Source organism: Collinsella sp. LCP21S3_A9, assembly GCF_052118785.1.
Lineage (GTDB): Bacteria > Actinomycetota > Coriobacteriia > Coriobacteriales > Coriobacteriaceae > Collinsella.
The window spans coordinates 22,732-46,691 of sequence record NZ_JBQKGN010000001.1 but is presented as its reverse complement, the minus strand read 5'-3'; the positions used below and the strand labels follow the sequence as shown (position 1 = coordinate 46,691).

15 protein-coding genes and 1 tRNA gene are annotated in these 23,960 nt (G+C 59.9%); 11 read left to right on the top strand and 5 right to left on the bottom strand.

Annotated elements, in window-relative coordinates; all coding sequences use genetic code 11:
• The first annotated feature begins 308 nt into the window (after positions 1–308).
• On the top strand, positions 309–1,322 hold the full coding sequence (locus tag ACTQ05_RS00220) for a hypothetical protein (RefSeq protein ID WP_427719129.1): 1,014 nt from the start codon (positions 309–311) through the stop codon (positions 1,320–1,322).
• A 586-nt stretch (positions 1,323–1,908) separates the two neighbouring features.
• Here the strand turns inward: ACTQ05_RS00220 and ACTQ05_RS00215 are convergent.
• Positions 1,909–1,983: transfer RNA gene (locus ACTQ05_RS00215), tRNA-Val, on the bottom strand.
• A gap of 290 nt (positions 1,984–2,273) precedes the next feature.
• On the opposite strand from ACTQ05_RS00215, the gene ACTQ05_RS00210 reads away from it, so the two are divergent.
• The 3 genes from ACTQ05_RS00210 to glmM all read left to right on the top strand — a co-directional run bounded on the left by ACTQ05_RS00210 (position 2,274) and on the right by glmM (position 7,076).
• The gene (locus tag ACTQ05_RS00210; RefSeq protein ID WP_441537670.1) at positions 2,274–3,296 is read left to right on the top strand and encodes a DMT family transporter; all 1,023 of its coding nucleotides are present in this window, start codon (positions 2,274–2,276) and stop codon (positions 3,294–3,296) included.
• 150 nt (positions 3,297–3,446) lie between these two features.
• A complete protein-coding gene (locus ACTQ05_RS00205; protein WP_441537669.1) occupies positions 3,447–5,741 on the top strand; it encodes a DUF4012 domain-containing protein in 2,295 nt (764 codons plus the stop codon).
• Between the two features lie 3 nt (positions 5,742–5,744).
• Entirely contained in the window at positions 5,745–7,076 is a 1,332-nt protein-coding gene (gene glmM / locus ACTQ05_RS00200) for a phosphoglucosamine mutase (protein WP_441063975.1), read from the top strand.
• A 205-nt stretch (positions 7,077–7,281) separates the two neighbouring features.
• Here glmM and ACTQ05_RS00195 read toward each other — a convergent pair whose 3' ends face one another.
• The gene (locus ACTQ05_RS00195; protein ID WP_441063976.1) at positions 7,282–8,856 is read right to left on the bottom strand and encodes a carboxypeptidase M32; all 1,575 of its coding nucleotides are present in this window, start codon (positions 8,854–8,856) and stop codon (positions 7,282–7,284) included.
• 505 nt (positions 8,857–9,361) lie between these two features.
• On the opposite strand from ACTQ05_RS00195, the gene pheS reads away from it, so the two are divergent.
• The 6 genes from pheS to ACTQ05_RS00165 all read left to right on the top strand — a co-directional run bounded on the left by pheS (position 9,362) and on the right by ACTQ05_RS00165 (position 16,962).
• Positions 9,362–10,438: a phenylalanine--tRNA ligase subunit alpha gene (gene pheS, locus ACTQ05_RS00190; protein ID WP_154517607.1), complete on the top strand. Its 1,077-nt coding sequence runs from the start codon at positions 9,362–9,364 to the stop codon at positions 10,436–10,438.
• Between the two features lie 181 nt (positions 10,439–10,619).
• Positions 10,620–13,073 carry a phenylalanine--tRNA ligase subunit beta gene (gene pheT / locus ACTQ05_RS00185; RefSeq protein WP_441063977.1) on the top strand — a complete coding sequence of 818 codons (2,454 nt, stop codon included), beginning with the start codon at positions 10,620–10,622 and terminating at the stop codon, positions 13,071–13,073.
• Positions 13,074–13,319: 246 nt separating this feature from the next.
• Entirely contained in the window at positions 13,320–14,405 is a 1,086-nt protein-coding gene (gene cbiM / locus ACTQ05_RS00180; protein WP_441063979.1) for a cobalt transporter CbiM, read from the top strand.
• A complete protein-coding gene (locus tag ACTQ05_RS00175) occupies positions 14,383–15,219 on the top strand; it encodes an energy-coupling factor transporter transmembrane component T family protein (protein ID WP_441063980.1) in 837 nt (278 codons plus the stop codon). Before cbiM ends, ACTQ05_RS00175 begins: the two co-directional genes overlap by 23 nt.
• A 44-nt stretch (positions 15,220–15,263) precedes the next feature.
• Positions 15,264–16,034, top strand: a complete 771-nt coding sequence (locus tag ACTQ05_RS00170) for an energy-coupling factor ABC transporter ATP-binding protein (protein ID WP_441063981.1) — start codon at positions 15,264–15,266, stop codon at positions 16,032–16,034.
• A gap of 79 nt (positions 16,035–16,113) precedes the next feature.
• The gene (locus ACTQ05_RS00165) at positions 16,114–16,962 is read left to right on the top strand and encodes a hypothetical protein (protein WP_441063983.1); all 849 of its coding nucleotides are present in this window, start codon (positions 16,114–16,116) and stop codon (positions 16,960–16,962) included.
• Here ACTQ05_RS00165 and ACTQ05_RS00160 read toward each other — a convergent pair.
• From ACTQ05_RS00160 to pyk, 3 genes are all read right to left on the bottom strand, one after another.
• Positions 16,959–17,696 (bottom strand): hypothetical protein, encoded by a 738-nt coding sequence (locus tag ACTQ05_RS00160; RefSeq protein ID WP_441063984.1) that lies wholly within the window; start codon positions 17,694–17,696, stop codon positions 16,959–16,961. The two genes, ACTQ05_RS00165 and ACTQ05_RS00160, sit on opposite strands and share 4 nt — an antisense overlap.
• A gap of 380 nt (positions 17,697–18,076) precedes the next feature.
• Positions 18,077–18,517, bottom strand: a complete 441-nt coding sequence (locus ACTQ05_RS00155) for a GNAT family N-acetyltransferase (RefSeq protein ID WP_079268190.1) — start codon at positions 18,515–18,517, stop codon at positions 18,077–18,079.
• 745 nt (positions 18,518–19,262) lie between these two features.
• Positions 19,263–20,723: a pyruvate kinase gene (pyk, locus tag ACTQ05_RS00150; RefSeq protein ID WP_427793920.1), complete on the bottom strand. Its 1,461-nt coding sequence runs from the start codon at positions 20,721–20,723 to the stop codon at positions 19,263–19,265.
• Positions 20,724–21,165: 442 nt separating this feature from the next.
• Between pyk and ACTQ05_RS00145 the strand changes: the two genes are divergently transcribed.
• Positions 21,166–23,847: a cation-translocating P-type ATPase gene (locus tag ACTQ05_RS00145; RefSeq protein WP_441064138.1), complete on the top strand. Its 2,682-nt coding sequence runs from the start codon at positions 21,166–21,168 to the stop codon at positions 23,845–23,847.
• The last annotated feature ends 113 nt before the right edge of the window (positions 23,848–23,960 follow it).

Genomic DNA, 23,960 nt, shown 5'->3' with positions numbered 1-23,960 from the left:
CGCGGTGCGGACTGGTTGGTTACGCCTTGGATAAACTGGCAAGTAGATGGTCGACTTTTGGCCAGTTGAGCGGCAACCTTGCCAAAAGCTTGACGGATTGCGGTTTGGGCATCGTCGAATGAACACTTTGGCGCACCTCGGCGAAAAAACCGCCGGTCGTTTACCGGAAACTTAACAGGACCGCCAGCCGCCGCCGGCGTGCGTGCTATCTTCGCGCCATGAGGTACTTTATCGTTTCACATAACGCCGCATTGGCGCTGTTGGCGCACATGCCGAACCCTCGCTTTGGGGATTCGGAGCCAGAGGTCGTGTCGATTGCAGGTGCCTGTGCGCTCTTGGACCAAGAAGCGCAGGAGGTTATCGATCGCTATGACCTGGGAATCGAAACGCTGGATTTGCTGGTGCCGTCGCGCGCCGGCCGTCGGCAGAGCAAGCATGTTAAGACGCATCTGTGCACCAACGAGCTCCCGGCGGGTTCGTTTATCTCGCTGGGCCACTGGATGGGCGACCTTGATGCGTATGTGTGCTCTCCCGAGCTGGCGTTTTTGCAGGCTGTGCACGATGGCGATATGGCAGCGGCCGTCTATGCCGGCTATGCGATGACATCGGATTACCGGCTGGATAACCTTGCTCCCGGTGGGGTAACAGGCAGGGATGCGGGCATGCGCGATAGCAGGCTCACGACTAAGGAGCTCATCGCGGCGTATATCGAGAAGTCACCCAAGGTGAGGGGTATCGCGAAGGCAAAGGCGCTGCTTGCATATGTGATCGAGGGGTCGCGCTCTCCGAGGGAGTCGGGGCTCTGCATGTTTATGTCGCTGCCTGCGCGCTACGGCGGGTATGCATTGGGCAAGGCCGAACTTAACAAGAAGGTCTTCATTCGCGATGGATACAATGACGGACGTGATCACAAGCTTCGCGTGTTGGAGCGCACACCCGACATAACGCTTACGGCTAAAGTCGAGGTGGGCATGGATAAAGTAAAGGCCGGACTGCTGCCAGAGGTGCTGACCGCGATGGTCGATTACGATAGCGATGCCATTCATGACGGACGCGAGAAGATTTACAAGGATGCCGAGCGCCGCAACGAGTTGGAGCTGTTGAGCGGCGTGGCACACTTCACCGTGACGACTGAGCAGGCAAATGACTACGACAAGCTCATCCGGCTGTGCGAACGTATCCGACGGAAGCTGCACCGGAACAAGCGACCCATTTTTAACAAGCCCATGAGCGAGGAGCAGCGATACTTTGCCCTCAAGCGCGTCGAAGCGAAGCGGTTTAAGCTTTGGCAGGCCGTAATCGAGGCGCGTCAACATTGGTAGGGGCGGTTGCTGGGCATGGGACCAAGGGTCTCATTGTCAGGTCTAATACTTTCCCGAGAAGTGAACGAGTCAAAACGGACCCCCGAAACATCGACACTTTTGGTGGCTTATTTCCTGCGGTTTTATCATTGGAATCCTGCGGTTTTGGCTGTAAAAAGTGTGGATGCTTCGGGGGTCCAAATAAGGTCGTTCACTTCTCGGGAAAAGTATTAGACCTGATTATGGGAAGGCTGTCCGGATGTGGCCGCGAGGCTTGCGAAGGCCAGATCGGGGCAGTCGCCAAGGCTGTTTGGGTAATTTTGGGGCTGATTGGGGCGGTCGCCAAGGCTGTTTGGGTGATTTTGGGGCTGGTTGGGGCGGTCGCCGGGGTTGCCTGGGCGACTTTGGGTGTGGCAGGGGTAATTGCCGGCGATACCGAAGCAACTTGGGGTCTGCCGGGATGATTGCCGGTTATGTAGAGGCGGTATCAGCCTCGATTGGGATGGTTATTGGAGCTGCCGAAGCGGTTTTGGGTGCCACGGCGCCCTTTTGGCTTAGCACATAAAACAAAACAGCCCAGAGGCATAGCCTCTGGGCTGCGAACATTTGGTGGGCGTTAGAAGATTTGAACTTCTGACCTCTTCCGTGTCAGGGAAGCGCTCTCCCCCTGAGCTAAACGCCCGATCAAGGGTGCGCAAGTGCGCAAGAGATAATATAACGGAGCTTGAACTCGGTGGCAAGAATATTTTTTAAAATCGCTAACGTTGTGGAATCAAAGGGCTTTGTCGCGCCCATTTTAAAAGAGCTCGCTGCCGCGATTTGGCTATCGCATAATGCAAAGCCGTTGCAATGCCGAACCATGGAAGAGACGTCTGCGGAATTGTCCTACCGATAAGCGGACAAGCTCCCAGCTGGTGCCTTCGCCGTGGTAAGGTAAGCCGAATTGTTTCCAGGCTGTTTCGGGGGAGCGGGATGAGCAAAGAGCGTGTCGAGCAGGTCGAAGGCGCAGGGGCTTCGGTGCCGATGACCGATATATCGAACATTGATGTGCCCGAGGGCACCGATGAGCTCAGCCGCAGCACCCGCCGTGCATGGCGCGACCGCCTCAACGACGCCCAGACGCGCAAGATGGCCCTGGGTGTGCTTGCCGCGGCTGCCGGCGGAACGTTCTGGGGATTTTCTGGCACCTGCGCCAGCTACCTCTTCGATGTTTGCCATATCGAGACGTTTTGGCTCATGAGCATGCGCCAGGTTTGCGCCGGCCTGCTCTTTATGCTCGTCGTGCTCAACAAGGATCGCGACCGCTTGGTTAAATTGTGGACTACCCCCGCCGACTGCAAGCAGCTCATCCTGTTTACGATTTTTGGCTTGCTGTTCAACCAGATTTGCTATCTGTCTGCCGTGCGCCTAACCAACGCGGGCACGGCGACGGTGTTCCAGTGCCTGCAGCTGGTGGTCGTCATGGGGTATGCCTGCGTTGCCACGCATCGACTTCCGCGCACGCGCGAGACGCTTGGTGTTTTGCTCGCCTTGGGCGGAACGTTTCTTATCGCCACAGGTGGCGACCCCAGTACGCTGAGCATTTCGCCGATGGGCCTGCTCGCGGGCCTTTTGTGCGCCGTGGGCGGTGCCTGCATGGCAATTATTCCGGCCGGAATTCTCAAGGAATACGGCAGCTCGGTTGTCACGGGCTCAGCTATGCTTTCGGCAGGAATCGTGCTGAGCATTTTTACCCAGCCGTGGGCACACATGCCGGCGCTCGAGCCCTCGGGTGTCGGCGCGCTCGCGGTGTTCATCGTGATTGGGTCGTTTTTTGCCTATATGTTCTATATGCAGGGCGTTAAGGAGATCGGCTCGGTTCGTGCGAGCCTTATCGGAACCATGGAACCGGTCTCTGCCACTATTACCAGCGCTCTTATGCTGGGGACGGTATTTTTGCCCACCGACCTGGCGGGTTTTGCCATGATTATCGCGATGGTGTTTTTGACGGTGTAGTCGACGCAGCGGCTGATACAAGTTAAAAACTGAATAGGGATTCGCGCATGTTGCGTGTAATCAGGACGCATGTCTGGAGTTTAGCTGCGCGCGTTTAATATGACATAAACTGATAACGTTTATCGACTTTTGTATTGTGAGGATTTCTCTATGGCTGGAAATCATTTTAAGGGTAGCGGAGACGGCCGTCCGGCGGTCCCGCCGCGTTCTAATGGGGCGGGAAGGCCCGGCGCTCCGGGCGGCATTGGCCAGAACGGCGCCGGCAATCGCACGTCTCCGGGCGAGACGGCGATGTTTACCGCTCTGTATGAGCAATCTCAGAAGGCAAAAAAGGCCGCCCGCGCAAACGGTCAGGCCGCTGCGACCGGGGCTACCCCCGCAGTGCCACCGCGCGAGGTCTCCGCAAATCCCGCAGGCAATGCAGTCAGCGCCAATGCTGCCGGCAACACCTCGTCGCTCAAGGATGCAGGCATCACGGGCAACTTGGGCACGATTTACACGGGAGCTTCCGAGACCGGCACGTTTGCCCGTCTGGACGATAGCGGTGCCGAGTTTGTGGGCTCGGGTTCCAAAGAAGACTATTACGATTTTGGCCTGAACTACGGCGGCGGCACTTCGTCGAGCACGACGTCGGACGGGTTGGTCCGTCATCGTCATCGCAAGGGCGAGAACAAGAACCGTTATGCCGCCACAGCGGTCGTTGCTGTCGTCGCGGTTGTCCTCGTTGCACTTGGCGTGAGCTGCTTCATGTTCTTTAACTCGGCAAAGACCGTGAAGGCCCAGGCAAAGGAGGCCGTGGGTATCGTCGCAGACCTTAAGGGTAAGGTCACGTCGGGCGATTTTTCGACCCTACCCGACGATGCGAAGAAGATCAACGACCTTTGCAGCAGCATGAAGGCGGAGACCTCGAGCCCGCTGTGGACGATGGCCTCGTTTGTCCCGGTGTACGGCAGCGACATTAATGCCGTCCGCACCATGGTCGACGCTCTGTCCGATGTTTCGAGCGGCGCGCTGGTCCCCATGGCCGATAATCTCGCTCAGGCAACGCCCGGCAAGCTGTTCCAGGACGGAACAATCAACGTGTCCGCGCTGCAGGCGGTCGCCGATTCGCTCTCCGATAGCTCGAGGGCGTTCAAGAGCGCCAATGAAAAGATTCAGGGTATTGGCGATACGCATATCGCCCAGGTGACCGAGCTGGTCGATAAGGCAAAGGACGGCTTTGCCACCCTCAACGGCGCGGTTGACGCGGCGGAGAAGGTCGCCCCCGTTCTGCCCCAGATGCTCGGCGCCAACGGTCAGACGCGCCATTATCTTGTGCTCGCGATGAGCAATGTCGAGATCCGCGCCTGCGGCGGTTTCCCGGGTTCTCGCGGCGTGATGTCGGTGACTGACGGTAAGCTCGAACTGGGCGATTTTGTCAAAGTCGACTTGATGAAAGAGCCTTTGAGTCCGCTTCCCATCACCGATGAAGAGGCAAACTTGTTCACGACCGGATGGGGCCTGACGGGATTCAACACGCTCGGATACACGATGGGCGACGTTACGATGACGCCCGATTATCCGCGTGCGGCTCAGCTTGTCAGCGATATGCAGAAGGCCATTGTCGGAGATGACATCGACGGCGTATTTGCAGTCGATCCGGTATTTTTGCAGTATATGCTCGGCATTGTAGGCGGCACGCAGCTTCCCGACGGCACCGTCGTCGACGGAAGCAACGCTGCAAAGGTACTGATGCACGATGTTTATTGGAATTACCCGGTAGAGGAACAGGACGCCATTTTTGCGGCGGTTGCCGGATCAGCTTTTAACAAGATCGTGGACGAACTGGGCTCCAGCGATATTACTCAGATTGCTGCCGCCATCGAAAAGGGTGCTTCCGAGGGTCGCATCCTCATGTATTCGAGAAACGACGACGAGGAAAAGGCCGCGAAGGACCTTGGCATCTCCGGCGCTCTCCAAACCGATACGTCGGAGGCTCCGATCTTGGGCGTCTATGTGAACAACTACAGTTACTCAAAGATGGATTGGTTTCTCGATAAGCGAGTCACCATCGATTCTTCGGTTGAAAATGCCGACGGTTCGACGACGTATCGAGTGACCACTACGCTCAAGAACACGATGACCCCTCAGGAGAAGGCCGAGATGCCTGGTTATTTCCGGGGCCATAACGGCATTAGCCAGGATATTGATGACGAGGTGCTGAGACTCTATCTCTATGCTCCCGCGGGAGGCAGCATTTCGGACATTAAGACTTCGGGCTCCGGTTCTATCGAGATGAGCGAAGCGACGCACGATGGCCTGAAGGTTGCATGGGGCGGCGTCCACATGCTTCTTGGACAAGACATAAAGGTTGAGTACACGGTCACGACTTCGAAGGACTCTGGGCACAAAGAGCTTGAGGTTCGCACCACACCAACCGCTCAAACGTTCGAACAGGATAAGTAAGATATGAAGTACTTTGGCACCGACGGATTTCGCGGCGAGGCCAACGTCGGGCTGACCGTAGAGCATGCGTACAAGATCGGCCGTTTTGTGGGTTGGTATTACGGCGCCAACCGCGAGCGCAAAGCACGCGTGATCGTGGGCAAGGACACGCGTCGTTCGAGCTACATGTTCGAGGCGGCGCTGGTGAGTGGCCTGGTCGCGAGCGGTGCGGACGCATATATGCTGCACGTGATTCCAACGCCGGGCGTGGCGCATCAGACCGTGGAGGGCTGCTTCGATTGCGGCATCATGATCAGTGCGAGCCACAATCCGTTTTGCGATAACGGCATTAAGCTGGTCAACAGCGACGGCTTTAAGATGGACGAGGACGTGCTGGAGCTCATCGAGGACTATATCGATGGCAAGGGCGAGGTGCCGCTGGCCACGGGCAACCAGATTGGTGCCACGGTGGACTATATGCAGGGCCGCAACCGCTATATTGCCTCGCTCATTGCAAGCGCGAACTTTTCGCTGCAGGGCGTCAAGATTGGCATTGACTGCGCCAACGGCTCGGCGTCCTCTGTCGCCAAGCCGGTGTTCGATGCGCTCGGCGCCGATGTGCGCGTGATTAACGCCGCACCCGACGGCTTTAACATTAACGTCGACTGCGGCTCTACGCATATGGAGCGCCTGCAGCGCCATGTGGTGGAGCAAGGCTTGGACGTGGGCTTTGCCTACGACGGCGATGCCGACCGCTGCCTGGCTGTGGACGAGCGCGGCCGCGTGGTCGACGGCGACCAGATTTTGTACGTGTGCGGCGTGTATCTCAACAAGCACGGGCGCCTCTCGGGCGGTACCGTGGTGCCGACGATCGCCAGCAACTTTGGCCTGATTAAGTCGCTGGAGCTTGCCGGCCTGAGTGCCGTGACCAGCGGCGTGGGCGACCGCCACGTGTATGCCAAGATGCGCGAGGGCGGCTATAGCCTGGGTGGCGAGCAGACGGGCCATACGATCTTTGGCGATATCGAGCGTACGGGCGACGGCATAATGACCTCGCTGCGCGTAATGGAAGTGATTCGTGCCGAACGCGAGACGCTTTCGCAGCTCGCGGTGCCGTGCAAGCTGCTGCCGCAGGCGCAGGTTGCCGTACGCGTGGCGGACAAGGATGCTGCGCTGGGTAGCACGGGCGTGCAGGCCGCCATCGCCGAGGCCGAGGCGTTGCTGGCAGGCGAGGGCCGCGTGCTGGTGCGCAAGAGCGGAACCGAGTCGGTGATTCGCGTTTTGGCCGAGGCCCCCGACCAAGACGCCGCCGACGCCGCCATGAAGCGCATCGCCGCCGCGCTGGAGGCTCTGTAGTTACGCAGTTTTACCAAACCGCGTAACCGCTCGACGCTACAAACGGCCCCAAGCGGCAATCTGGCGTTCAATTTCAGGGGCGCGACCAGAAGGCCAGCGCCCTTTCATTTCACGTCACCCTGCTCGCTTGGGGCCGTTTTCGCTGACGTTGCCAAGACATCGACGTCAACATGGTTGGCGTTGGCGATGGCGTGCAGGTCAATCCTTACAGCTGGTACAGCGTGGTGAACTTGTCCTGCAGGTAGCTGCAGTAGTAGCGGGCGTCGAATGCCATACCGCACGCGCCCTTGATGAGCTCCGGCGCGTCCTTGGCGCGGCCCCACTGCCAAATGTGCTCGCCCAGCCAAGCGCGGACGGGTGCCAGGTCGCCGCTCGCACAGGCGCCGTTAAGGTCGACACCGTCGCGGCACATGGCCGGCACAAACATGGCATCGTAGGCGCTGCCCAGCGCATACGTGGGGAAGTAGCCAAACGAGCCGCCGCTCCAGTGCGTATCCTGCAGGCAGCCGCGCGTGTCGTCGGGAACAGGAATGCCCAGGTACTCGTCCATAAGGCGATTCCAAAGCGCGGGGATGTCCTTGGCCGTGGCCTCGCCGGCAAACAGCATGCGCTCAATCTCGTAGCGCACCATAATATGCAGCGGGTAGGTGAGCTCGTCTGCCTCGGTACGGATCAGCGACGGCTGCGCGATGTTCACGGCGTGGTAGAGCGTGTCCTCGTCCACGTTGCCGTAGACCTCGGGCGCGTGACGGCGCAGCACTTCGAGCAGCGGGCCCATAAAAGCGCGACTGCGGCCTACGGTGTTCTCGAAAAAGCGGCTCTGGCTCTCGTGAATGCCCATGGAGGTGCCGCCCTCCAGACACGTACGCGCGTAAGCGGGATTGACGCCCAGCTCGTACATGGCGTGCCCCGCCTCGTGGATGATGCTATAGACGTTGGAGATGCAGTCGTTCTCGTAGATGTGCGTGGCGATGCGCGCATCGCCCACCGAGAAGCCCTCGCTAAACGGGTGCTCGGTAAAGGCGAGCGTGGTGTCGTCCAGGTTAAGGCCGACGAGCTTCATCAGGTCGAAGCTCATGGCGCGCTGGGCGGCCTCGGGCACATGCGCGTGCAAAAAGTCGGCAGTAGGCTGCTGCCCGCGCTCGCCGATGGCGTGAACGAGCGGCACGACGGTGGCCTTGACCTCGTCACAAAACGCATCGAAGCTCTTGGCGGAAAGGCCGCGTTCGTACTGGTCGAGCCAAACATCGTATGGGTCGTGCTTGGGGTCCATGAGCTCGGCCTGATGCTTGAGCTGGGCGACGATTCTATCCACGTAGGGCTCAAAGCTCGCCCAGTCGTTGGCCGTCTTGGCCTTGTGCCACACGGCGTCGGCCTCGCAGGTGAGCCTGGTCCAGGCCTCGGCCTCTTCGGTGGGAATGGCGCTTGCCTCGCGCTGGTCGCGGCCGAGCACACGGATCTCGTCGAGCAGCTGTGGGTCGTCGATCTTGCCGCCGGCGACGGTCTCGTGTGCCAGCGAGCTTACAAGCTCGACGGACTTTTTGCTGGTCAGGAGCTTGTGATGTTCGCCGGCAAGGGTGCCCATAGCATCGGCGCGGGCCGCAGCGCCGTTGGCGGGGGCAATCGTCGCGCCATCGAACTCGGCAATCTTGAGCAGGTACTCGCGGGTCCATAGTTTGCCTTCGAGCTTGCGGAGCTTCTTGATGCCCTTGCCCGCCTTGGCGTTCTTAGAGGCCTTGGCCACGGCGGCCTTGGCTTTCTTATCGAGTTTCTTTCCCATACCTATATCCTTGATCTCGCAGACCGGACGCCACGGGTGGGCGTGCGGCCAGTTTGCACAGCTACCCGCCTTGTACCCAGTGCGAACAAAACGGAACGCGGCGATATGCTCGCAGAATGTGTTATCCTATAGCCCAATGCGTTGACGGAGAGGGTTTTGCCCGCCGCGTCGCCGGCAAGAGAGGGAAGGTCATGGGCTGCAAGCCTTCCTGCGGTGGCAAGGGCCAAGCGTTCACTCCCGAGCAGCAACCTCAACGGGCGCGCGGCCAGCGGCGGCGAAGCCCCAGTAGGGAAGCCGTGAGCCTCGCGATAAGGGGCATAGAGTGGGCACGGCGGGCCAGACATCCGCCGGGTCAAACAAGGTGGTACCGCGGAATTCAACCGTCCTTGGGCAATGCACATGCCCGAGGACGGTTTTTTGTTACCGAACCGGGCCGCGTTTTTGCAACGCCAGACGGCGGCAGTCGTCCTGGCGAGCGGGGAACGCGAGAGACGAAAGGGAAGACATGAGTCTGATTGATGATCTGGTCAAACTCGAGGAAGAGGCCAAGGAGCTCGTCGCAGGCGCCGACGACGCCGCCAAGCTCGAGGCTGCGCGCGTTGAGCTGCTCGGCCGCAAGGGTCGTATTACCGGCCTGATGCGCATGATGGGCAAGCTCGCCCCCGAGGATCGCCCCGTTATGGGCAAGCGCGCCAACGAGATGCGCCAGCTGATCGAGGGCATGCTCGACGAGCGCACCACCGAGATGAAGGCCGCCGCCCTCAAGCACGCACTGGAGCACGAGGCCGTCGACATCACGCTGCCGGGCATTCGTCCGCAGATCGGCCACCAGCACCTGATCAAGCAGATCATCGAGGAGGCCGAGGATATCTTTAGCGGTATCGGCTACACCGTCGAGTCCGGTCCCATGGTCGACACCTCCTACTACAACTTCACCGCGCTCAACGCCCCCATGGATCACCCGAGCCGCTCGGCCCGCGACACCTTCTATGTGGTCGACAACAACCCCGGCAGCGTCGCGCACCCCGAGGCGCATGCCCACGGCGAGTCCGATGTGCTGCTGCGCACCCAGACCTCGGGCGTGCAGATTCACACCATGGAGTCGCAGAAGCCGCCCATCTACATGATCTGCCCGGGCACCGTCTACCGTCCCGACACGGCCGACGCCTGTCACCTGCCGCAGTTCAACCAGATCGAGGGCCTGGTCGTCGACGAGGGCATCACCTTTGGCGATCTTAAGGGCACGCTCGACTACTTTGTTAAGTGCATGTTTGGCGAGGACCGCAAGACGCGTTACCGCCCGCATTTCTTCCCCTTCACCGAGCCTTCCTGCGAGGTGGACGTGAGCTGCCACGTCTGCGGCGGCAAGGGCTGCAACTTCTGCAAGCACAGCGGCTGGATCGAGATCTTGGGCTGCGGCATGGTCGACCCCAACGTCCTGATCAACTGCGGCATCGACCCCGAGAAGTACACCGGCTTCGCCTTTGGCATTGGCGCCGAGCGCGTCGCGGCCCTGCGCTACGACCTGCCCGACCTCAGAACGCTCATGACAGGCGATATGCGTTTCCTGAATCAGTTTTAAGTTGACCTGTCCCGGCGGCTTCCCGAGCCACCGCACCTTGCCCCTCAAACCGTCGCTTGCGTACCCAAGTACGCGGCGCTCCTCTTTCGGGGCAATCTGCGGCACCTCGGAAACCCGTCTCCGTAGCTGGAGTTTTCCGTCTGTTTATTGCAGACGTTACAGATGAAAGGAGACCAGTTAGATGCGTGTTTCTTACGACTGGCTCAAGACCATGATCGATATTCCGGAGGATCCCAAGACCCTTTCGGACGAATATATCCGTACCGGCACCGAGGTCGAGGCGATCGACACCGTGGGCGAGTCTTTCGACCACGTGGTGACCGCCAAGGTGCTCACCAAGACCCCGCACCCCGATAGCGACCATATGTATGTGTGCTCGGTCGACGTGGGTGACAAGAACCTCGACGCCGACGGCAACCCCGCTCCGCTGCAGATCGTCTGCGGTGCTCAGAACTTTGAGGCCGGCGACCACATCGTCACGGCAATGATCGGCGCCGTGCTTCCCGGTGACGTCAAGATCAAGAAGAGCAAGCTTCGCGGCGTCGTGTCCATGGGCATGAACTGCTCCGCGCGCGAGCTCGGCCTGGGCGGCGACCACTCCGGCATCATGATCCTGCCCGAGGATACGCCCTGCGGCATGCCGTTTGCCGAGTATGTGGGCTCGAGTGATACCGTGCTCGACTGCGAGATCACGCCCAACCGCCCCGACTGCCTGTCCATGATCGGCATGGCCCGTGAGACCGGTGCCATTTTCGATCGCGACTTCCACGTTGAGCTGCCCGCCATCAAGGCGGAGACCGGCCGCGCGACCGACGACGAGCTTTCGGTCGAGATCGCCGACGAGGGCCTGTGCGACCGCTATGTCGCCCGCATCGTGCGCAACGTGAAGGTCGGCCCGTCGCCCGACTGGATGGTCAAGCGCCTTAACGCCCTGGGCGTGCGCCCGCACAACAACATCGTCGACATCACCAACTATGTGATGATGCTCACCGGTCAGCCGCTGCACGCTTTTGACCTGGACACCTTTGCCGAGCGCGATGGCAGGCGCCGCGTGGTGGTTCGCGCCGCCCAGCAGGATGAGAAGTTCACGACGCTCGACGGCGAGGAGCGCACGCTCGACGCCGGCATGGGCCTTATCACCGACGGCGAGCGCCCCGTGGCGCTGGCCGGCGTTATGGGCGGCATGGATTCCGAGATCGAGGACGACACCGTCGACGTGATGGTCGAGAGCGCCTGCTTCGACGCCGGTCGCACCTCGCACACCAGCCGCGATCTGTCGCTGATCTCCGACGCCTCCATCCGCTTTGAGCGCCAGGTCGATGAGACCGGCTGCGTGGATGTGGCCAATGTTGCCTGCGCGCTCATCGAGGAGATCGCCGGCGGCGAGGTCGCTCCCGGCTACGTAGATGTGTTCCCCGCGCCCAAGACCATCGACAGCATTAAGCTGCGCCTGGCCCGCGTGCACGCCATCTGCGGCGCCGACATCGAGCCCGATTTTATCGAGCGCTCGCTCACCCGTCTGGGCTGCACCGTCGAGAGCGACGGCGAGGACTTTATGGTTACCCCGCCGAGCTTCCGCCCCGACCTGCCGCGCGAAATCGACCTGATCGAGGAGGTCCTGCGCCTGTGGGGCATGGGCCGCGTGACGGCGACCATCCCGGCTGCCAAGAACCACATCGGCGGCCTGACCCGCGAGCAGAAGCTTACCCGCAAGGTCGGCGAGATCCTGCGCGCCTGCGGCCTCAACGAGACCACGACCTTTGGCTTTGCCGCGCCGGGCGACCTGGAGAAGATCGGCATGTCCACCGAGGGCCGCGGCTGCCCCGTGGTACTTATGAACCCGCTGGTGGCCGAGCAGACCGAGATGCGCCGCTCGCTGCTGCCGGGCCTGCTGCAGTCTGTGGCGTATAACGAGGCCCATGGCACGCCCAACGTGCACCTGTACGAGGTCGGCAGCCTGTTCCACGGCCGCGAGAACGCCAGCCTGCCCAAGGAGACCAAGTCCGTGGCGGGCGTGCTCTCGGGCCAGTGGAGCGAGCAGTCTTGGAACATGAAGTACCGCAAGCTGCGTTTCTTCTTTGGCAAGGGCATCGTCGAGGAGCTGCTCGCCCAGCTGCGCATCGAGAAGGTTCGCTTCCGTCCCGTCGAGGGCGAGGGCTATGCCTTCTTGCAGCCGGGCCGTGCCGCCGAGGTTCTGTCTGGCGGCACCGTGCTGGGCTGGGTCGGCGAGATCCACCCCGAGGCGCGCGAAGCCATGGGCATCGACGAGGTCGTCGTTGCCTTTGAGCTCGACCTGGACAAGCTGATCAAGGGCGCCCGCAACCAGGAGAACTACCGCGAGTTCTCGCAGTACCCGGCTGTTGAGCACGATCTTGCTATCGTGGTCGACAACTCCGTGACTTGCGAGGACCTTGAGCGCCGCATTACCAGCGCCGGTGGCAAGCTGCTCGAGGGTGTGCGTCTGTTCGACGTCTACCGCGATCCGGTCCGCGTGGGCGTGGGCAAGAAGTCCATGGCCTTTGCGCTTACGTATCGCTCCGACGACCACACGCTTACCAGCGAAGAGGTCGAAAAAGCGCACCAGAAGATCGTCACCAAGGTGTGCAAGGGCGTAAACGGCGAGGTCCGCGGCTAGGCCCTGCACTGGGGTATGGGTCAGCGGTGGCTGCTGCCGAGCCTTACGTGGCTGCTATCCTCGGTATAAGGCACTGCTGAGCCTGCATATATGACACGCGCATTACATAACGGCGTGCTGCTTTGTCGGCAGTGCGCCGTTTTGCTATGATAGCCCGTGGCGTGTTACGAATCTGACAATACGTAACACTGGCAAGGTGATTTAAGCGGCGTTGTAATTCTGTGCGCCGATAACCGGGAGGCGTACATGCACATTCCAGATAATTATCTGTCCCCGCAGACCGATGCCGTCATGGCAGTGGCGATGGTGCCCGTGTGGGTTCACTGCATCAAAAAGGTGCGCGCCACGCTCGATCGCGAGCACATGGCGTTTCTGGGTATCTGCGCCGCATTCTCTTTCTTGCTCATGATGTTCAATGTGCCGCTGCCCGGCGGTACCACGGGTCACGCCGTCGGCGGCGCGCTCATCGCGCTGCTGCTGGGCCCGGAGGCCGCGGCCATCGCGGTTTCGGTCGCGCTGGCGCTGCAGGCGCTGCTGTTTGGCGACGGCGGCATCCTGTCCTTTGGCGCCAACTGCTTTAACATGGCCTTCGTGCTGCCGTTTGCCGCCGCTATCGTGTTCCGTGCGCTCAACAGCCGTTTGCACGACAAGAGCTGGGGCACCTCGGTTTCGGCCGTCGTAAGCGGTTGGGTCGGCCTGTGCCTGGCGGCCCTGTGCACGGCGATCGAGTTTGGTATTCAGCCGATGTTCTTTACCAACGCTTCGGGAGCTCCGCTGTACTGCCCCTTCCCGCTCTCTATTGCCATTCCGGCCATGATGATCCCGCACATGTTGGTAGCCGGCGTGGTCGAGGGCGTGGCGACGGCCGCCATCTACGGTTTCATTAAGAAGACGGCGCCGAGCGTTATCGTCGGGCCCGAGGCCGCCGATGGCCAGCTTGCTGCCGAGAGCGCTGCCGCCAAGAAGACCTCACTGGTCCCCACGCTCATCCTGGTCGCCGTGCTTGTCGTGGCCACGCCGCTCGGCTTGCTTGCCACGGGTGACGCCTGGGGCGAGTGGGACGCTGAGGGCGCCGCGACCGCCGTTCAGGAGGCTGGTGACGACAGTCTGCAGACTTCGGTCGGTCTCGATACCCCGACCTTTGCCGATGCCCTGCCCACGGGCGATTATCTGCAGGCCTATTCCGAGGAGCAGGGCCTTGGCTTTGCCGGCCAGGCCGCGATGTATATTCTTTCGGGCGTGATTGGCGTGGCGGTGCTCACCATCGCATTCCGTCTGGTCTCGCTAACGGTCAAGGAAAGCGGAGCCCATGGCGACGGTCGAGCTGCCTAGCTGGCTTGCGGTCGAGCAGCGATACGAGCCCGTGGGGGCTCGGCATCGTGTGATGCAAAAGAATGTCCTGCATCTGGCGAGCCTGCTTGAGCGGGTTCGTCTAGGCGGCGGCGCACATAAGGGCGGGTCGATTATCGACCGCGCCCTTTCTTCCGTTTCGGCGCCAGTGCGTTTGGTGGGGATGTTCGTCTGCGTCCTGTGCGTATGCCTGACGCAGAGCCCGCTGTACTTGATGCTGATGACAGCGATCGCGTTGGTGCTCGTTGCGGTGCGCCCCGTACGCGGGCTGCGCGCGACCTTTGTGCCGGCGTTGGCTGCCGCGGGGTTTGCCGTGGTTTTGGCGCTTCCTGCCCTGCTGCTGGGTGCTTCTGCCACGGGCGCCATGCTCAAGATTGCGCTCAAGACCTTTGTTAATGTGTCATTGGTGCTGGGCGTTTCGTGGACGCTTACCTGGAGTCGCATGTCGGCGGCGCTTAAGATGCTGCACCTGCCCGACGAGGTTATCTTTACGTTTGATATGGCGCTCAAACACATCGAGGTGCTGGGTCGCACGGCGCACGACCTGTGCGAATCGGTCATGCTGCGCAGTGTGGGCCGCGCGCCTGCAGGATTTTCGCGTACCGATTCGATCGCGGGTATCATGGGCATGACCTTTATCAAGGCGATGGAATGCAGCCGCGCGATGGACGAGGCTATGCTTTGCCGCGGTTTTGCCGGCGCATATCCGGCGCCTGCACGGAACGGCTTTGGCTGGCGCGACGCGGTCTATGCGGCTGTTGTGGTGCTGCTCGCCGTGTTGTGCGCGGTGCTGTAGCGCGGGCGGTCAAGCCGTCGATGTGAATAGGGAAGGGCGACGTTTTGGCAAACGATACAAATGGTGCGATGGGTGCGAGCGGTGCTGCCGGCGCCAAGGCCACGCCGCTCATCGAGTTTCGCGACGTGGTGTTTTCCTATGCGGGCCATACGGTGGTCGATGGCGTGTCGCTGCAGGTTAATCGCGGTGAGCTGGTTGCGCTGGTTGGACCCAACGGCTGCGGCAAGACGACGATCATGCGGCTTATCAACGGCCTTGAGCTTGCGGATGCGGGTACGTACCTGTTTGATGGACATGTGGTCGATGCGGCATATCTCAAGGATTCCGCGACGACCCAGCGGTTCCATCAGCGCGTGGGCTTCGTGTTCCAAAACGCCGATGCACAGATCTTTTGCGCCACGGTCGGCGAGGAGGTCGCGTTTGGCCCGGCTCAAATGGGGCTTTCGGCGGACGAGCTCGGGCGCCGCGTCCGTGATGCCATGGAGCTGTTTCAGGTTGCCGATCTGGTCGATGCTTCGCCCTATCAGCTTTCGGGTGGGCAAAAGAAGCGTGTGGCGCTGGCTGCCGTCGTGTCGATGAACCCCGATATTCTGGTGCTCGACGAGCCTACCAACGGACTTGACGAGGACTCTTGCGACATCGTGGTCAACTTTCTACTGGCTTATGTTGCTGCCGGTAAGACGGTCTTGATGAGCACGCATCATCAGGATTTAGTACGACGTCTTGGGGCCCGTGCGATTTATATCGATCGATATCACCACGTGGTCGGGGCTCCCGTGCCATCATATGGAACCGAAAACGGTGCAGCAGAATAGTTGCCGCATAGTGGGGTTGCGGCCGCGCACGTGACTTGCTGCGAATGGTATAGTTATCCGGGTTTTTACGGGGGTAGCTATGCCAAGCTGGAATATTCATATCGCTCAGACGGAACGACTTCTGGCGCGTGCCGGCGCGCTTGCCGATAACGTGCGCGACCGCAATGCCTTTTTGTTTGGCAGCGTGGTTCCGGACATTTTTGTGGGGTACATGGTTCCCGGTATTGCCGACCCCATCCCGTATCGCATCACGCACTTTGCCAAGCCCGAGCCCATTCCTAAGCCACGCGAGCATGAGTTTTGGGACACCTATGTGGCGCCTTTGCTTAAAGGTGCGCCGACGGGTGCGCCGGCTGCAGCGACCTCGATTGTCGAAGAGCGTGAAAGGCTCAATCGGGTGCACTATCCGCAGCGCTACAAAGACGCCGAGCCGGTTGACGGCCCCGGCGCCGCCGAGTTTTCGCTCGCGCCCGATGACGTGGCGCAGTCGCTGCTCGATTTGACGCTGGGCGTTTGGTCGCATCTGGTGGCCGATACCGTGTGGAACACGCGCGTGAACCAATATCTCGAGGCGCGAGGCGGCAAGCCGTGCGAGGAGTTCCGCATTAAGAAGCAGGGAGACTTTGACTGGTTTGGCAAGACGCTCGGCATCGTTTCTATCCCGCGTGCGACCGATCGCCTCTATACCGCGGCGGCCCAGTTTGGTCAGTATTCGATTCCACAAGAGTATGTGCTCAAGACCATTGGCGTTATGCACGAGATTGTGCGCGAAAACCCCGGCGATCCGGATCATCCGCCGTACCGTCTGCTGACCGAAGAGTTCTTTGACGCAACGTTTACCGAGGTCGTCGAGCTAACCGAGGCGGGTTTTGCCGCCCGCGTTGCCGCTTCTGACGTCCCCGCAGTCCCTCTGATCGCTAGCTGCTAGCCGGCAGACGTAACGGTGAACAGTTCATCCCAATCGACCAATAGCTCCCGCCGAAGGGTTTCTGCGGCAGTGAGTTCCAGCTTAGATTTTGGAACGTAAGGGAGCCCCGCCTTTTTATGAATTAGCTCGGCGATGCTGTTAAAGCTCTTCGTGTCCTTGATTTGATCATAGGTTATCTGGATAACGTCATAGCCCATGCTTGTGAGGGCGGTGGTGCGCTCGGCATCGGAGAGGCTCGCGGCTTCGCTGTCATGGGCGGAGCGGCCTTGGCATTCCAGAATGACGCCCATGCTGTCGGTGCTGCTCTCTATGAGGATATCGGCGTAGCAGCAGGTTTTGTCATACAGTGAGCGCGCGGCGTCGCTGAGTGGGATGCGCACGTTGTTTGCGATATTGATGCCCATGCCGCCCTCGTTGCGGGGGAGCGAGACAAGCATGGAGGTCTGTACTTCGAAGGGCGAGGCGGTCTGTCCCGTCATGTGCTCGGCCGCCCAGCGCAGTTGTTTAACGCCGCGCAGGCCTGCGGCCTGCTTGGCGAACGCGGCGATATCCGCTGCGGAAAGAAGCGGCGTGCGCTTCCACAAGTTGGTGTCATTGCCCTTGGTGTCGACAACACGTTTCCAACCACAGTCGGGCGGAATGAGCTTAAGCGAAATTGCTTCATCGAGCTGCTGCTGAGCCCGTTTACAAGGCGTGAACACTGCAAAGGAGCCGCACATCTCGTAGCAAGCCATGAGTAACTGGTTGCGTGAGACCTGCGTAGCAAGGTTGAGCAGCGTAAACTCGGGCGACGTGACATCAAATCCATGCTCAGTCTGCCTAAACGACCCAGGAGGCGGCTCTTGGGTTAGCAGACGGCTATGAAATAGCTTTCCGTTAGCGGGGTGTTCGTAAGACAGTTAAATAGGCAAAAGGCGTGACGAAAGTGATCACGCCTTTTTTCATGTAAGGATAGCCGCATAGCGGCGCAAGGGATGGATCCCCTTGTACGGAACGCAGTGACGCACCCCAGATATTCAGGGGGCCGAGCTGTTCGGTCTCGCAGAGCGCACATACGGGTTTAACCCGTATAGAAGTGCGCCCTTAGTATCAGTTCGACAAATCTTAATTTGACTTACTTCTTCACTCTTTTTGATAAATGAAGTTCATTATCATCTACATATCCAAGTTTATTATATACAGTTTGTGCAACAAGATTTTCTTGTCCTGTTAGAAGTTCATATTTGTCAAGTGGATAATTCTTACTGCAATAAGCCTCTGCAAAAGTAATCATCTCACTCGCTAAGCCTCTTTTTCTGTATGCTGGTTTAACATACACTTCTGTAATTTCAGGCATATATTCATCATAGCAGAACGATTTTTTAAGCTGAACACAAACAAATCCAACTAACATATCATCTTCATCAGCAACGATAACAACTTCCTGTTTATTATTCATAAGGGAATTTCTAATATTGTCTATGCTTGTATCGCCCTCACCATTAAATTCGTTGTTTAAGATGTTTAATTGCTCCGCATCATTTACAGTTGCTATTCTTACCATTACAACCTCCATAAATTATTATCTATTCGACCTATTCAAGTTTATCGGTCTGTTTAATCATATACATACGGCTTCAATTTATACAAGAACAGTCCCGGCAGACATTACTGCCGGGACTGAAACTGTTTTACGAATGCTCCCGATTCGCGCGCTGTTTTCTTTCGCCCACGAATCTCCAGACTGGTGTGCCGAGCAAGTCTTTAAATACTGGTTGTTTTGAGTAATGCACCAAGCGATGGTCATGGTCGGGCGGCAGGATTGCCGGATAGAGTCCCAGTATCTGGGGCGGTATGCGATAGTACTGAAAAGCCGTGGGTCCGCAGGCAAGAAATGACATAGCGATCCGATCGTTTGAGCGTAGTTTGGGCTAGAAAAGCTATCGGTTTCGGAAGTGCGGGGAAAAAGACAAACAGGTCAACCACAAGCGGTATTTAAGCCAACTTTATCAGGGGTTTTGTTGAAATAAAAGGGCTTGTGCTCGGGGGTAGGCAATTTTTCCCCGCACTTCCGAAAACGTGGTCGATTTAGACCTTGCTAAAACGATTTATCAGCCCTGTGTGAGGTGTGGGTTTGCCACCGGGCGAACACTTTTAGCGCTTGGGGCTTTATTTTTTGGGCCCCGGAGGGCGGATTTCGCGCTTTTGGTAAAGAAATGGGTGCGTGTCATGCCGTGCGGTAGGCATCGGCGCACAGAAAAAGGGCCCGGAAGGCAAAGCCTCCGGGCCCTTTTTAATGTAAATGTGCTTGCAAGTGCGATTTAGCGCACCTGAGCGACGTAGGCGACGTTGGTCGAGGAGACCTTGTCCTCAAGCTGGACGCTCATACGGGGATCGCCGGCGGTAGCGACGGTCAAATCGCCGGTCTCGACGTAGCCGAGCTCCTTAGCGGTCTCGATCGCCTTGACGATCGTGCCGTTGACGGTGCCCTGGGTAATCTCGGCCTTGTGCGGGATAACGCCCCAGTACATGATCATCTGCTGGACGGCCCACTCGTGGCGGGAGAACGCGCAGATCGGCATGTTGGGACGGAAGTGCGAGATCAGGCGAGCGGTACGGCCGGTGGTCGTCGGCACGGTGATGCACTTGGCGCCAACGGTGGTGGCCATGTTCACAGCGGACATACCCACAACGTTGTTGACGACGCGGGTGCCGTGAGCATCGGTCGGAACCTCGAGCGGAGCGTGAGCCGGGAGGTACTTCTCGGTCTCGAGAGCGATGCTGGCCTGCATCTTGACGGCCTCGACCGGGTACTTACCGGCAGCGGACTCGCCGGACAGCATGACGGCGTCGGTACCGTCGTAAATGGCGTTAGCAACGTCGGCAACCTCGGCGCGCGTCGGGCGCGGGTTCTGCTGCATGGAGTCGAGCATCTGCGTAGCGGTGATAACGGGCTTGTAGGCCGCGTTGCACTTGGCGATGATCTCCTTCTGGATGTGCGGAACGAGCTCGGGCTTGATCTCGATGCCCAGGTCGCCACGGGCGACCATGATGCCGTCGGAAGCCTCGAGGATCTCATCGAAGTTCTCGACGCCCAGGGCGCACTCGATCTTCGGGAAGATCGTCACGTGCTCGCCGCCGTTTTCGCGGCAAAGCTCGCGGATGCCGCGGACAGATTCGCCGTCACGGATGAAGGAAGCGGCGATGTAGTCGATGTTCTCGGTCAGGCCAAAGAGGATGTCCTGGCGATCGCGCTCGGTGATGGCGGGCAGCGAGATGTTGACGTTGGGCATGTTGACGCCCTTGCGCTCGCCGATCAGGCCGTCGTTCTTGACGACGCAGGTCATGTCCTGGCCGTCGACGGACTCGACCTCGAGAGCAACCAGGCCGTCATCGATCAGGATGAGGGAGCCCTTCTCAACCTCGGAGGGCAGAGCCAGGTAGTCGAGGGAGATGTGCTCAGCGGTGCCGTGGAAATCCTCGGACGTGGGCTGAGCGGTGACGACGATCTTGTCGCCGGTCTTGACGGCAACCTTCTTGCCGTCGACCAGAAGACCGGTGCGGACCTCGGGGCCCTTGGTGTCGAGCAGGATGCCGACGGGCATACCGAGCTCCTTGGAAATACGACGGACGCGCTCGATGCGACCGTGGTGCTCGTCGTAGGAGCCGTGCGAGAAGTTAAAACGGGCGACGTTCATGCCCGCCTTGATCATCTCGCGGATGGTCTCGTCGCTATCGCAGGCGGGACCCATGGTGCATACAATCTTAGTGCGCTTGTACATTCAGACCTCCATCTGACATCGTCTTGCGCTGATAGATAAACCTTAAGAAATAAAACTGAGTTGATTATAACGAAATACCGACCGAATACCCCAAAAAATCGACCGTATGCCGAATTAGAAGTTCATTTTTTACGGGAAAAACGGTATATGAAAAAACTTTACCAACCGCTCTAACCGCTGCTATCTGGGTGATATTTTAGTTTGGCGACGCGCCTAAGAAAAAACGTTTTATCAGTATTGAGCATCACACGGTCCGCATCGTTACATACGGACCATATTTCCAAATGGATTGTTTTGGCTAGACGCGTCGCTTTGGGGTACCATAGCTCCACTATCAACTGCCGCTCAGCACGGCAGCCTTGATGAGCCCTTGCCCTTCTCCTGGGAATTATGATCGGGCATCAATCTGCTGAGTGGCCCGAATCCCAGGAGGGGACTCTATATGCAAAAGGAATACCTGTCCGCCGCGGCGGAGGTGCTCAGCGACCAAGGTGTCGATGAGAACCTCGGCCTGAGCAACGACGAGGCGTCGTCGCGCCTCGCCAAGACAGGCCCTAACAAGCTTGAGGAAGCCGAGAAGACGCCGCTGTGGAAGCGTTTCTTTGAGCAGATGGCCGATCCCATGGTCATCATGTTGATCGTTGCCGCCGTTATCAGCGCGCTCACGGGCATGGTTAAGGGCGAGGCGGACTTTGCCGATGTCGCCATCATCATGTTCGTCGTTATCGTCAACTCGGTGCTGGGCGTGGTCCAGGAAGCCAAGAGCGAGGAGGCCCTCGAGGCCCTTCAGGAGATGAGCGCGGCGCAGTCCAAGGTTCTACGCGACGGCAAACTCGTGCACCTGCCGAGCGCCGAGCTTGTACCCGGCGACGTGATCATGCTCGAGGCGGGCGACTCCGTCCCGGCCGACTGCCGCGTGCTCGAGAGCGCCACGATGAAAATCGAAGAGGCCGCGCTCACCGGCGAGTCCGTGCCGGTCGAGAAGCACGCCAACGTGATCGAGCTTGCCGCGGGCACCGATGACGTGCCGCTCGGCGACCGCAAGAACATGTGCTACATGGGCTCCACCGTCGTGTACGGCCGTGGCCGCGCCGTCGTGGTCGGCACCGGCATGGATACTGAGATGGGCAAGATCGCCGGTGCCCTGGCCGAGGCCAAGGAAGAGCTCACGCCGCTGCAGGTGAAGCTCGCCGAGCTCAGCCGTATCCTCACCATTATGGTGATCGTCATCTGCGTCGTGATCTTTGGCGTCGACATCGTCCGCCACGGCGTGGGCAACGTCCTTACCGACCCGACTGCCCTGCTCGACACCTTTATGGTCGCCGTCTCGCTCGCCGTCGCTGCCATCCCCGAGGGCCTGGTCGCCGTCGTGACCATCGTGCTGTCGCTTGGCGTGACCAAGATGGCCAAGCGCCAGGCAATTATCCGCAAGCTCTCTGCCGTCGAGACTCTCGGCTGCACGCAGACCATCTGCTCCGACAAGACCGGTACCCTTACCCAAAATAAGATGACCGTCGTCAAGCACGAGCTCGCTGCGCCTAAGGAGAAGTTCCTGGCAGGCATGGCGCTGTGCTCCGATGCCCAGTGGGACGAGGAACTGGGTGAGGCCGTCGGCGAGCCGACCGAGTGCGCGCTCGTCAACGATGCCGGAAAGGCGGGCCTCACTGGTCTGACTGCCGAGCACCCGCGCGTGGGCGAGGCCCCGTTTGACTCGGGCCGCAAGATGATGTCCGTGGTCGTTGAGACCCTGGACGGCGAGTACGAGCAATACACCAAGGGCGCGCCCGACGTGGTGATCGGCCTGTGCACCCACATCTACGAGGGCGATAAGGTCGTCCCCCTGACCGAGGAGCGTCGTGCCGAGCTCGTGGCCGCCAACAAGGCCATGGCCGACGAGGCCCTGCGCGTGCTGGCGCTGGCAAGCCGCACCTACACCGAGGTCCCAAGCGACTGCAGCCCCGCCGCGCTCGAGCACGACCTGGTCTTCTGCGGCCTGTCCGGCATGATTGACCCGGTCCGCCCCGAGGTCGCCGACGCCATCCGCGAGGCCCACGATGCTGGTATCCGCACCGTCATGATCACGGGCGACCACATCGACACCGCCGTGGCCATCGCCAAGCAGCTGGGTATCGTCACCGATCGCAGCCATGCCATCACCGGTGCCGACCTCGATCGCATGAGCGACGAGGAACTCGACGCGCACATCGAGGACTACGGCGTGTACGCCCGCGTCCAGCCCGAGCACAAGACCCGTATCGTCGAGGCTTGGAAGTCGCGCGACCAGATCGTGGCCATGACGGGCGACGGCGTCAACGACGCCCCGTCCATCAAGCGTGCCGACATCGGCGTTGGCATGGGCATCACCGGTACCGACGTTACCAAGAACGTCGCCGACATGGTGCTTGCCGACGACAACTTCGCCACCATCATCGGTGCCTGCGAAGAGGGTCGCCGCATCTACGACAACATCCGCAAGGTCATCCAGTTCCTGCTTTCGGCCAACCTTGCCGAGGTGTTCTCGGTGTTTATCGCCACGCTCATCGGCTTTACCATCTTCCAGCCGGTGCAGCTGCTGTGGGTGAACCTGGTCACCGACTGCTTCCCCGCGCTCGCGCTGGGCATGGAGGATGCCGAGGGCGACATCATGAGGCGCAAGCCGCGCAACGCCAAGGACGGTGTCTTTGCCGGCAATATGGGTCTGGACTGCGTGGTCCAGGGCTTGATCATTGCCGCGCTGGTGCTGGCGAGCTTCTTTGTGGGCGTGTACTTTGACATGGGCTACATCCACATCTCCGATATGATCGCCGGCGTCGCCGACGAGGAAGGCGTGATGATGGCCTTCATCACGCTCAACATGGTCGAGATCTTCCACTGCTTTAACATGCGCAGCCGCCGCACGTCGCTGTTTAAGATGAAGAAGCAAAACAAGTGGCTGTGGGCCTCTGCCGCGCTGGCGCTGGTGCTGACGGTGATCGTAACCGTGCAGCCGACGCTTGCCGAGATGTTCTTTGGCCCCGTGACGCTTGAGCTCAAGGGCGTTATCGCCGCGCTGGGCCTTGCCTTCCTGATCATTCCGCTGATGGAGATCTACAAGGCGATCATGCGCGCAGTCGAGAAGGAGTAGGTCGAAAGGCCATCCTTCCCACCGGCCCGACCGCCTGCGGGGTTTCTTCTTCGCTGGTCCTCGCGCTTCGCGCTGCGGGATCGCTCAGAAGAAACCCCTCTCGGCGGTCGGGC

Excerpts from the sequence above, each read along its gene's own strand:
- ACTQ05_RS00210 (WP_441537670.1), top strand. The coding sequence starts at position 2,274 with ATGAGCAAAGAGCGTGTCGAGCAGGTCGAAGGCGCAGGGGCTTCGGTG.
- ACTQ05_RS00205 (WP_441537669.1), top strand. The coding sequence starts at position 3,447 with ATGGCTGGAAATCATTTTAAGGGTAGCGGAGACGGCCGTCCGGCGGTC.
- glmM (WP_441063975.1), top strand. The coding sequence starts at position 5,745 with ATGAAGTACTTTGGCACCGACGGATTTCGCGGCGAGGCCAACGTCGGG.
- ACTQ05_RS00195 (WP_441063976.1), bottom strand. The coding sequence starts at position 8,856 with ATGGGAAAGAAACTCGATAAGAAAGCCAAGGCCGCCGTGGCCAAGGCC.
- pheS (WP_154517607.1), top strand. The coding sequence starts at position 9,362 with ATGAGTCTGATTGATGATCTGGTCAAACTCGAGGAAGAGGCCAAGGAG.
- pheT (WP_441063977.1), top strand. The coding sequence starts at position 10,620 with ATGCGTGTTTCTTACGACTGGCTCAAGACCATGATCGATATTCCGGAG.
- cbiM (WP_441063979.1), top strand. The coding sequence starts at position 13,320 with ATGCACATTCCAGATAATTATCTGTCCCCGCAGACCGATGCCGTCATG.
- ACTQ05_RS00175 (WP_441063980.1), top strand. The coding sequence starts at position 14,383 with ATGGCGACGGTCGAGCTGCCTAGCTGGCTTGCGGTCGAGCAGCGATAC.
- ACTQ05_RS00165 (WP_441063983.1), top strand. The coding sequence starts at position 16,114 with ATGCCAAGCTGGAATATTCATATCGCTCAGACGGAACGACTTCTGGCG.
- ACTQ05_RS00160 (WP_441063984.1), bottom strand. The coding sequence starts at position 17,696 with ATGGCTTGCTACGAGATGTGCGGCTCCTTTGCAGTGTTCACGCCTTGT.
- ACTQ05_RS00155 (WP_079268190.1), bottom strand. The coding sequence starts at position 18,517 with ATGGAGGTTGTAATGGTAAGAATAGCAACTGTAAATGATGCGGAGCAA.
- pyk (WP_427793920.1), bottom strand. The coding sequence starts at position 20,723 with ATGTACAAGCGCACTAAGATTGTATGCACCATGGGTCCCGCCTGCGAT.
- ACTQ05_RS00145 (WP_441064138.1), top strand. The coding sequence starts at position 21,166 with ATGCAAAAGGAATACCTGTCCGCCGCGGCGGAGGTGCTCAGCGACCAA.